At 70.2% G+C, this 7,343-nt stretch carries 8 protein-coding genes; 5 read left to right on the forward strand and 3 right to left on the reverse strand.

Going from position 1 to position 7,343, the window contains the following annotated elements; translation table 11 throughout:
• The coding region (locus VGN50_RS12835; RefSeq protein ID WP_327445199.1) for a DEDD exonuclease domain-containing protein at positions 1-1,115 on the reverse strand (1,115 nt) is incomplete at its 3' end.
• Between the two features lie 161 nt (positions 1,116-1,276).
• Here VGN50_RS12835 and VGN50_RS12840 point away from each other — a divergent pair.
• Both VGN50_RS12840 and VGN50_RS12845 read left to right on the forward strand, forming a co-directional pair.
• Positions 1,277-1,498 (forward strand): hypothetical protein, encoded by a 222-nt coding sequence (locus VGN50_RS12840; RefSeq protein ID WP_327445200.1) that lies wholly within the window; start codon positions 1,277-1,279, stop codon positions 1,496-1,498.
• Between the two features lie 24 nt (positions 1,499-1,522).
• Complete coding sequence (locus VGN50_RS12845; RefSeq protein ID WP_327445202.1) at positions 1,523-2,890, forward strand: hypothetical protein; 1,368 nt, start codon at positions 1,523-1,525, stop codon at positions 2,888-2,890.
• On the opposite strand, the gene VGN50_RS12850 is transcribed toward VGN50_RS12845, so the two are convergent.
• Together VGN50_RS12850 and VGN50_RS12855 are read right to left on the reverse strand one after the other, a co-directional pair.
• Positions 2,844-4,232 carry a hypothetical protein gene (locus VGN50_RS12850; RefSeq protein ID WP_327445203.1) on the reverse strand — a complete coding sequence of 463 codons (1,389 nt, stop codon included), beginning with the start codon at positions 4,230-4,232 and terminating at the stop codon, positions 2,844-2,846. The genes VGN50_RS12845 and VGN50_RS12850 overlap by 47 nt on opposite strands.
• A gap of 16 nt (positions 4,233-4,248) precedes the next feature.
• Positions 4,249-6,048: an AMP-dependent synthetase/ligase gene (locus VGN50_RS12855; RefSeq protein WP_327445204.1), complete on the reverse strand. Its 1,800-nt coding sequence runs from the start codon at positions 6,046-6,048 to the stop codon at positions 4,249-4,251.
• Positions 6,049-6,101: 53 nt separating this feature from the next.
• Here VGN50_RS12855 and VGN50_RS12860 point away from each other — a divergent pair, with 53 nt between their 5' ends.
• From VGN50_RS12860 to VGN50_RS12870, 3 genes are all read left to right on the forward strand, one after another.
• Positions 6,102-6,596, forward strand: coding sequence for a hypothetical protein (locus tag VGN50_RS12860; protein WP_327445206.1), 495 nt, complete (start codon positions 6,102-6,104; stop codon positions 6,594-6,596).
• Between the two features lie 26 nt (positions 6,597-6,622).
• Entirely contained in the window at positions 6,623-7,069 is a 447-nt protein-coding gene (locus VGN50_RS12865) for an SRPBCC family protein (protein WP_327445207.1), read from the forward strand.
• A gap of 24 nt (positions 7,070-7,093) precedes the next feature.
• The coding region (locus VGN50_RS12870) for an ArsA-related P-loop ATPase (RefSeq protein WP_327445208.1) at positions 7,094-7,343 on the forward strand (250 nt) is incomplete at its 3' end.

Below are 7,343 nucleotides of genomic sequence, written 5' to 3' on the forward strand. Positions count from 1 at the left end.
AGGGCGCACGAGCCCACGCGGCGGTGGGGCGACAGGCGCTGGACACACTGCCGCAGGGGAATCACCTCGTGCACGGCCGCCACAGCGTCCTCGGCGCTCGCCCGGCTGCCGAACGGGCCGATGTAGCTGGCGCCGTCGCCGCGGACCTCGCGCACGATGGACAGTCGGGGAAAGGCCTCGACGGTCAGCTTGACCCAGCTGGCTCGCTCGGGCGACTTGGACCGGCGGTTGTAGGGCGGCTTGTGCTCCGCGATCAGCCGCAGCTCGCGCACCTCGGCCTCCAGGGTCGTCGCGCAGACCACCGGGGTGACGCGCTCGGCCAGCCGCACCATCTCGGCCATCCGCGTGCGGTGCTCGGAGGCGGTGAAGTACTGGCGGACCCGAGCCCGGATGTTGATCGAGGTGCCGACGTAGAGCACGCGCCCCTGACCGTCCTTGAACAGGTAGACGCCCGGCTCGCTGGGTAGGTCGTCGGCCAGGTAGCGCTTGCGCCGCTGGGCAGGAGTGACCCGGGAGGTGTAGCTGGACAGCTCCTCGAGGGTGTGCACGCCCAGGCTGCCGACCCGCTCGATGAGAGCGTGCAGGACGTCGACGGTGGCCCGCGCGTCGTGCAGCGCCCGGTGGTCGGGGGTCGTGGGAGAGCCGAAGAGCATCGCGAGGGTCGAGAGCTTGTGGTTGCGGGCCTCGTCTCGGGTGACGAGCGCCCGAGCCAGGTGGACCGTGTCGAGGACGCCGAACCGCGGCCACTCGATGCCCTGCGCGGCGCAGGCGGCCTTGAGGAAGCCGATGTCGAACCCGGCGTTGTGGGCCACGAGGACCGAGCCCTGGGCGAACTCGAGGAATGCCGGCAACGCGGACTCGATGCGCGGCGCCTGAGCCACCATCGAGGTCGTGATGCCGGTCAACGTCTGGATGAAGGCCGGGATCGGCAGGTGGGGGTTGACCAGGGTCTGGAACTCGCCCAGCAGCTCGCCGGCGCGCACCTTGACCGCGCCGATCTCGGTAATCGCCGAGTCGGCAGGGCTGCCGCCGGTGGTCTCGAGGTCGACGACGACGAAGGTGACGTCGGCCAGCGCCGTCCCCAGGTCGTCGAGCGTGCCTTGGACCATCTGCATGCCCCAGACGGTAGGACGCAGGGGTGACAGCCCCCGGCAGGCACACCGAGTCGGGGGTGACTGTCGGTGGCGGCACCTAGCGTGATGGGCAGGTCGAGAGACGACAGATCGGCTGCCGGGCCCACCGCCTGGCACGACATCCGGGAAGAGAGGTGATCGTCATGATCATCGACTGTCAGAGCTGTCCGGTGCGTGAGCTGCACTGCGACGACTGCATGGTGACGGCGCTGCTCGCGCCACAGGGCTCGATGCTGCCCCTGGACCCGGCTGAGCGTGCGGCCGTGGGCCGTCTCCTCGGTGCCGGTCTGGTGAGCGCGAACGAGGCCGCCACGGCGACGGCCCGGCGGGAGCCCTGGGCGGCGCATGTTCGCGCTGTGGGGTGAGACGCGCTCTTCTACGATGGCGGGGTGCGCAGGGACCCGAGCCGGCTGATGATGCAGCCCCTGAGCGGACTGCGGCGCACCTGCGCCGCAGTGCTCGCCGTCGTTGCAGTCGGGCTGGGGGCCGGGTCGTGCTCGGGCGGCAGCTCGACCGGCCCCAGCGCCACCTCGGCCGCAACAACGCCCTCGACGTCCGCCGCGACCCGGCAGAACGCCGCCGATCCCTCGGCGGGGCGCGAGGACGCGCTCGCCGCCCTGTTGGCCCGACGTGCCACCGCCCTGCGGACCCGCGACCTGGCGGGCTTCCTTGCCACGCTGGACGACCCGACCTCGGGTTTCGGACTGCGTCAGCGCGCGCTCTTCGACGCCGTCTCCAAGCTCCCGTTGGCGGCCTTCTCCTACGGCACGCCGCAGCCCGCGCCGGCCCTGGGCGCCGCTCGAGTCGCCGAGATCGGCCCGCAGGCGTGGGTGTCGAAGGTGTCCGGCAGCTACGAGCTCGCAGGCTTCGACACGAACCCCCGCAGCTTCGAGGCGTACTTCACCGTGGTGCACCGGGCGGCGGGCTGGAGGCTGGCTGACGACAGCGACGGCGGCACCCAGCCCCAGATCTGGGACATCCCCAGCTTCACCGTGCTGCGCAGCCGCACCACACTGGTCGTGGGCGAAGGACCCGCCAGCAGGCTGCGCCCCTATCTCGCCTTGGGCGACACGGCGGTGCCGCGCGTCAGCCGAGTCTGGGGCACGCGATGGAACGCCCATGTCGTGCTCGTCGTCCCGGGGACCATCGCCCAGCTGGGCGAGCAGCTCAGCCAGGACCCGGCCAGCCTCGCGCAGGTGGCCGCCGTGACCGACGGGCCGTTCGATGCGACCGGTCGGGCCGGCGCCGACCGCATCTTCGTCAACCCCCATGCGTTCGCCGGCCTGCAACCCCGCGGACAACAGGTCGTGGTGACACACGAGTCCACCCACGTGGCCATCCGCTCGACCACTGACCGGCCGGTGCCGCTGTGGCTGTCCGAGGGGATGGCCGACTTCGTGGGCTACCGGGACGCCGGTGCCAGTCGCCAGCAGGTCGCCTCCGCCCTGCTGCAGCGCGTCCGCTCCGGCCACGGGCCCACGGCCCTCCCGTCGGCCGCGGACTTCGACCCCTCACGAACGACCATCGCCCCGAGCTACAACGCCGCCTGGTTGGCGGTGAACCGCATCGTTGACCGGTTCGGACTGCCGGCTCTGGTCCGCTTCTATCGCACGGCCGCGACCTCGCCCGATCCCTCCGCCCCCGCCGGCGATCCCGAGGCGAACACCGCTGCGGCCTTCGTGTCCGTGTTGCACGTCTCCGAGGCCTCCTTCACGCAGGACTGGCTGGCCTATCTGCGGCACCTGGCCGCATCGTGAGGGACACCACGACGAGCGCCCCCACCAGCCAGAACTGGTTGTAGAACGCCTGCTTGTTGACGAGGTTCGCGACCATCAGCATGAGCGCCAGCCACCGGAGCGTCTCGGCCAGCGACGGCTGGCGGCGCCACACCGTCCAGGCGATGGCTCCCAGGGCCGCCGCCACCACGAGTCCGGTGACGTAGAACGGCAAGGTCACCCCGAAGGTGTTGAGCGCCAGCAGGTAGACGGTGTTGGCGAACCGGATGGGGTGGAACGACACCAGCAGCGTGATCGTGTCGTGGATGAAGTCGCGCGGGCTGGCGAGGAACCACGGAGCCATCAGGGCGCCGGCCAGTGCACCGGTCGCGAGGGTGCGCCGCCATCCGAAGGGCCGCCACACCAGCAGGATCGGCAGCAGCAGGGCGAAGTGCTGCTTACTCGCACAGGCCAGCGCCAGCGGGACGACCGCCCACCAAGGGCTGCGCCGCACGAGCACGGCCCACCAGACGACGGCGGCGAGGAGCAGTGGCTCGGTCCAGGCCTGGTCGACCTGGGTCAACGTGCCTGGCGCGAGCAGGAGCAGCGCGGTCGCCGCCGAGGCGGTCCAGACCCAGCTGCCGCGATCCGACCACCCCCCGCCCTCCCGGTCGTCGTCGACGCTACCTGCCAACAGGCACACGCCGGCCACCCCGACGAGGGTCCAGAAGCCAAGGGCCCAGCGGACGTCACCGAAGAGCCAGCGGCCCGGCGCCAGCAGCACCTCGGTCCACGGGAGATAGGTGAACGCGTCCTTGATCCCTGGCGAGCCGACCCAGGTCATGGCATAGAAGTTCTCTCCGCGCAGCATCCCGTCCGCCGCCTGCTGCAGCGTGACCCAGACGTCGATCCGGGGCCGGGGGGAGGAGATGACCGCCGTGGTGACGCAGGCGACATACGCGAGGACAGCCGTGACTCCGGCGGCCATGGGCACCGACGCACCACCACGCCCGCGGGCTGTCAGCAGGAGAGCGCTGAGGAGAGCGCCCGCCACGAGCACCGTGGTCGCCACGGCCAGGCCGGTCGGCGCGAGATAGCTGAACAAGGGCACCGCCAGCGTGGCGAGTGCCGAGCCCGCAAGCATGAGCAGCACTGCCGGCGCGGTGAGCTGGACGCGCCAGCCGCGCCACTGCCACAGCGCCAGTGCGACCGCAGTCACCACGAGCACGGCGACGATGAGCACCTTGTAGCGCACCACGCTCCACTGCAGAGCCGTGAAGAACACCAGCCAGACGACGCCGAACCCCACCGCCATCAGCGACGACGGGGCACGCAGGCATGCGGAGGAGCTGCTGGACAGCGAGGTGGGGGCGCCGACGGGCATGCCTAGACCGTAGAGGTCACTCCTTGGCCCCTGCGTAGAGGGCCTCGACCTGGTCGTGGAAGTCCTTCATGACGATGTTCCGCTTGAGCTTCAGGCTCGGAGTGAGGTAGCCGTTCTCCTCGGTGAAGTCGCCCTCGAGCACGGCGAACTTACGGATCGCCTCGGCCCTGGAGACCGCCTTGTTGGCGTCGTCGACGGCCCGCTGGAGCTCGGCGAGCACGGTCGGGTTCGTGCGGGCCTGGGCGAGCGGTACCTCGGGTATGCCGTTGTTCTTGGCCCAGCCGGGGTACATCTCGTCGTCGAGAGTGATCAGCGCCGCGATGAAGGGCTTCTGGTCACCCACGACGATGCACTGTGAGACCAACGGGTGAGCGCGCAGGCGGTCCTCGAGCACGGCTGGGGCGACGTTCTTGCCTCCCGCAGTGACGAGCAGCTCCTTCTTGCGCCCGGTGATCTTGAGGTAGCCGTCCTCGTCGAGCTCGCCGATGTCGCCGGTGTGGAACCAGCCGTCCTGCATCGCGCCGGCGGTGGCCTCGGTGTTGTTGTGGTAGCTGGCGAAGACGTTGTTACCGCGGATGAGGACCTCGCCGTCGTCGGCGATGCGGATGCCGACACCGGGCAACGGAGCTCCGACGGTGCCGATCTTGACCCGGTCGGGCACGTTGACGGTGGCCGGAGCCGTGGTCTCGGTCAGCCCGTAGCCCTCGAGCACGGTCACGCCGATCCCGCGGAAGAAGTGGCCGAGCCTCGTGCCGAGGGGGGCGCCCCCGGACACGGCATACATGACCTGGCCGCCCATGGCGGCGCGCAGCTTGCTGTAGACGAGCCGGTCGAAGACCGCATGCTTGACCTTCAGGCCCAGGCTGGGGCCACCGGTGTCCTGGGCGCTCGACCAGGCGATGGCCGTGTCAGCAGCAGTGGCGAAGATCTTGCCCTTGCCGTCGGCCGTGGCCTTGGCCTCCGCGGAGTTGTAGATCTTCTCGAAGACGCGCGGCACGGACAGGATGAAGGTCGGCTTGAAGTCGGCGAAGTCCGCGAGCAGGTTCTTGATGTCCGCGCTGTGGCCCATCTTGGCCTCGCCCGCGACGCACAGCACCTGGATGAACCGCGCGAACACGTGCGCCAACGGCAGGAACAGCAGGGTCGAGGCCCCCTCGGCCTGGACCACGGACTCGAGCTTGGCGAGGGCGTTGTCGGCCAGCGCCATGAAGTTGTCGTGGGTCAGCAGGACACCCTTGGGGCGGCCGGTGGTGCCGGAGGTGTAGATGATCGTCGCCACCGAGGAACGGTTGACGTCACGGGTCGCGGCGGCGAGCTCCTCGTCGGTGACCGCGGCACCCTCCGACTTCAGCTGGTCGATGGCACCGCCGTCGATCTGCCAGACGTGCTTGAGCCCCGCAAGCTGGTCGCGGTGCTCGTCCAGGGCGGCCAGGTGAGCGGGCGTCTCGAGCATGATCGCGCTGGCGCCGGAGTCGGCGACGATCCAGCTGACCTGCTCGGCTGAGGACGTCTCGTAGATCGGGACGGTCACCGCGCCGGCAGCCCAGATCGCGAAGTCGGTCAGCGTCCACTCGTAACGGGTCTTGCACATCAGCGCGACGCGGTCCCCGGGCCGGATGCCCGCGGCGATCATGCCCTTCGCGACGGCTCGGACGTCATCGTTGAACTGGCCGGCCGTCACCTCGACCCAGCGCCCACCCTCCTTGCGCGAGAACGCGATCGACGACGGGTTGGTCGCCGCGTTGCGAGCGGGGAGGTCGGCCAGACTGCCCTCGGTCGTGGGTGCGACGAGTGGGGGCGCGACGTGTTCCTGCACGGAGTCTCCTTTGACGAAGGCGGGTGCCTCCGCAGATCCTACCGAGGAGTATCTTGACGAGGCGAGGACGCGGCCTAACTCACACGGCCCCACGAGGCCCAGGTCAGACGGTCATAGGGCGAGCGACCAGACGACCGCACCGACCGGACGACCCCACCGAGGACACCGAGGACACGGCGATCAAGCAACACCGCAGGGCAGGTGCCCGGGTCGACATCGTCGACGAGACGTTCATCCGGGCCGCCCCGGAGGCGATCCGGCCGCCCTTCTCCGATCCCCGATGGGTGGGCCAGGTGTGGCCGCACCTGCGGCTCGCGACGGTGCGCGACCGGGGGACCAAGGGTGTGCGGTGGGCCGTGACCGGCCAGCTCGAGGGCGAGATGGAGGTGTGGATCGAGCCGTTCCGGGACGGCGCGATCGTGCACCACTACGTGCGCGGCTACCGCGGTGCACGCGCGCCCAGAGACGTGACCACGCGGCATACGTTGCGGTGGAAGCGGGCCGTGCACGCGCTCAAGGACCGACTCGAAGGGGATTCGTCGTTTTAGCGCGCCAGCGCTGTAACCTTCGGCGCATGGCAGAGCGCACCGAGTCCAGCATCGACATCGCGGCTGCCCCCGGCGAGGTGCTGGACGTCATCGCCGACTTCGAGAGCTACCCGGAGTGGGCGACCGAGGTGAAGAAGGTCGTGGTCCTGACTGAGGAGGGCGACGGCTGGGCCGACCAGGTGCAGTTCACCCTCGATGCCGGCGCGATCAAGGACACCTACACCCTCGACTACGAGTGGGACGTCCACGAGGACGGCACGGGCGTCGTGTCGTGGCGGCTGGTCGAGGCCACGGTCCTCAAGGCCATGAACGGCTCCTACACGTTGGTCGCCAAGGGGGACGACGCCACCACCGTGACCTACCGGCTGGCTGTCGACGTGAAGATCCCGATGCTCGGCATGCTCAAGCGCAAGGCCGAGAAGGTCATCGTGGACACCGCGCTCCAGGAGCTCAAGAAGCGCGTCGAGGCCTGAGCGCGTCCCGGGCGCCGGTCTGCCATGCGTGTACTCCTGTTCACCGGCAAGGGCGGTGTCGGCAAGACAACGACCGCGGCGGCGACCGCGGTCCACGCCGCGCGGGCCGGCACGAAGACGCTCGTGATGTCCACCGACGCGGCGCACTCCCTCGGTGACGCCCTCGGCGTCGACCTGACCCCGCCGCGCGGGGGTGAGCAGCCGGTCCGCGAGGTGGAGTCCGGCCTCTACGCCTTGCAGGTCAGCGCCTCCTCCTCGGCCCGCACCTCCTGGC

It is taken from the genome of Pedococcus sp., from assembly GCF_036000045.1.
Taxonomy (GTDB): Bacteria; Actinomycetota; Actinomycetes; order Actinomycetales; family Dermatophilaceae; genus Pedococcus.